This window comes from Vibrio sp. Vb0349 (genome assembly GCF_033338975.1).
Map to the genome: position 1 here is coordinate 1 of NZ_JAWOTS010000084.1, position 2,063 is coordinate 2,063.

General features: G+C 51.7%; 2 protein-coding genes. Both read right to left on the bottom strand.

Annotated features, from left to right (window positions below):
* Nucleotides 1-864 (bottom strand): carboxyl transferase domain-containing protein (locus R7Q47_RS23370; RefSeq protein WP_318089447.1); only part of this gene is annotated, 864 nt, incomplete at its 3' end.
* 34 nt (nucleotides 865-898) lie between these two features.
* Nucleotides 899-2,063, bottom strand: a 1,165-nt coding sequence (locus R7Q47_RS23375) for an isovaleryl-CoA dehydrogenase (RefSeq protein ID WP_318089449.1), incomplete at its 5' end; no start/stop codon positions are given.

The window sequence follows — 2,063 nt, forward strand, 5'->3', positions numbered from 1 at the left end:
CATCTCTTCGGCATCGTAACGTGGAGGTAAGATGGCACTGTCCGATTTCGGCGGCTTTGGACGGTTCGCGTTGGCAATCGCCTCGCGCGCCAAGTCTAAGGCGTGCTCATCGTTTTCGGCATAATAATCTGCCACCCCCGATTTTCGACAATGCACATCTGCGCCGCCGAGTCCTTCACCAGTCACGATTTCGCCCGTTGCGGCTTTTACCAATGGGGGGCCGGCTAAAAATATGGTGCCTTGTTCTTTCACCATTATCGACATGTCTGCCATTGCTGGGACATAAGCGCCGCCTGCGGTGCACAGCCCCATAACAACGGCGATTTGAGGAATGCCTTTGGCCGACATTCTGGCTTGGTTGAAGAAGATACGGCCGAAGTGATCTTTATCGGGAAAAACGTCTGATTGATGAGGGAGATTTGCGCCGCCAGAGTCGACAAGGTAGACACATGGTAGTTGGCAACGCTGAGCTATCTCTTGTGCTCGAAGGTGCTTTTTCACGGTGAGAGGATAATAGGTGCCGCCTTTGACCGAAGGATCGTTGGCAATCACCATGCATTGAACTCCTTCGATCATGCCGATGCCAGCCACGACACCTGCGCATGGGATGGACTCATCGTACACTTGCCAAGCGGCGAACTGACCGATTTCAAGGAAGTTGCTGCCATCATCGAGCAAATGTGAAATTCGTTCTCGAACCGGGAGTTTTCCTTTTTGTCGCTGATGAGCAATAGCACGTTCGCCGCCACCGAGTTTGATGGTGGCGATGTCTTTTTGCAGCTTTTCAACCAGCATTTCCATTGCGGCTTGGTTAGAAAGAAACAGCTCGTCAGTTGGCTTGGTTTTGCTTTTTATGATGGCCATGATGACTTCCTTTTCCTAGCGAGTGAATCAGGAGCTAGCGTGATTCCTCAAACAATTCGCGCCCGATGAGCATGCGGCGAATTTCGGAGGTTCCTGCGCCAATTTCATACAGTTTTGCGTCACGCAGAAGACGTCCGGTTGCGTATTCATTGATGTAGCCATTACCGCCGAGTAGCTGAATGGCGTCGAGCGCCATTTGTGTTGCCAATTCTGCGCTGTACAAAATCACCCCAGCGGCATCTTTGCGCGTGCATTCACCACGATCACAAGCTGCTGCGACGGTGTAGACGTACGCTTTGGCAGCGTTCATACGTGAGTACATGTCGGCCAATTTGCCCTGCACAAGCTGAAACTTGCCGATGGATTTGCCGAACTGTTTGCGCTCATGCACGTAGGGGACGACGATATCCATACACGCTTGCATAATGCCGAGTGGGCCAGCAGCTAAAACAACGCGCTCGTAATCAAGCCCACTCATCAATACTTCGACGCCACAATTGAGTGCTCCGAGAATGTTTTCTTTAGGTACTTTGCAATTGTTGAAGACGAGCTCAGATGTGTTTGAGCCTCGCATTCCCAACTTATCGAGCTTTTGCGCGTCACTGAATCCGGTAAAACTGCGCTCGACGATAAACGCTGTGATCCCGCGCGATCCCGCATCAGCATCTGTTTTGGCGTACACCACGACCACGTCCGCATCGGGGCCGTTCGTGATCCACATTTTTGTGCCATTGAGTAAGAAGTGGTCGCCTTTGTCTTCGGCTTTTAGTTGCATGCTGACGACATCCGAACCCGAATTGACTTCGCTCATCGCCAGAGCGCCTATGTGCGAACCATCGACTAATTTGGGCAGATACTTTTCTCGTTGCGTTGGGGTGCCGTTTCGAAAGATTTGATTTACGCAAAGATTAGAATGCGCGCCGTAGCTGAGCGCGACGGAGGCTGATGCTCGGCTTATCTCTTCCATTGCTACAACGTGGGCGAGGTAGCCCATTTCAGCACCACCATATTCTTCGCTGACGGTCACGCCAAGCAAGCCCATTTCGCCAAGAAGTGGCCATAAATGGCTCGGAAACTGATTGTAATGGTCAATATCGGCGGCAATAGGAGCTATATGCTCACTCGCGAACGCATTGACGTGATCTCGGAGCATATCAATGGTTTCACCGAGCCCGAAATTCAGCGGGATGTAGCTCGTT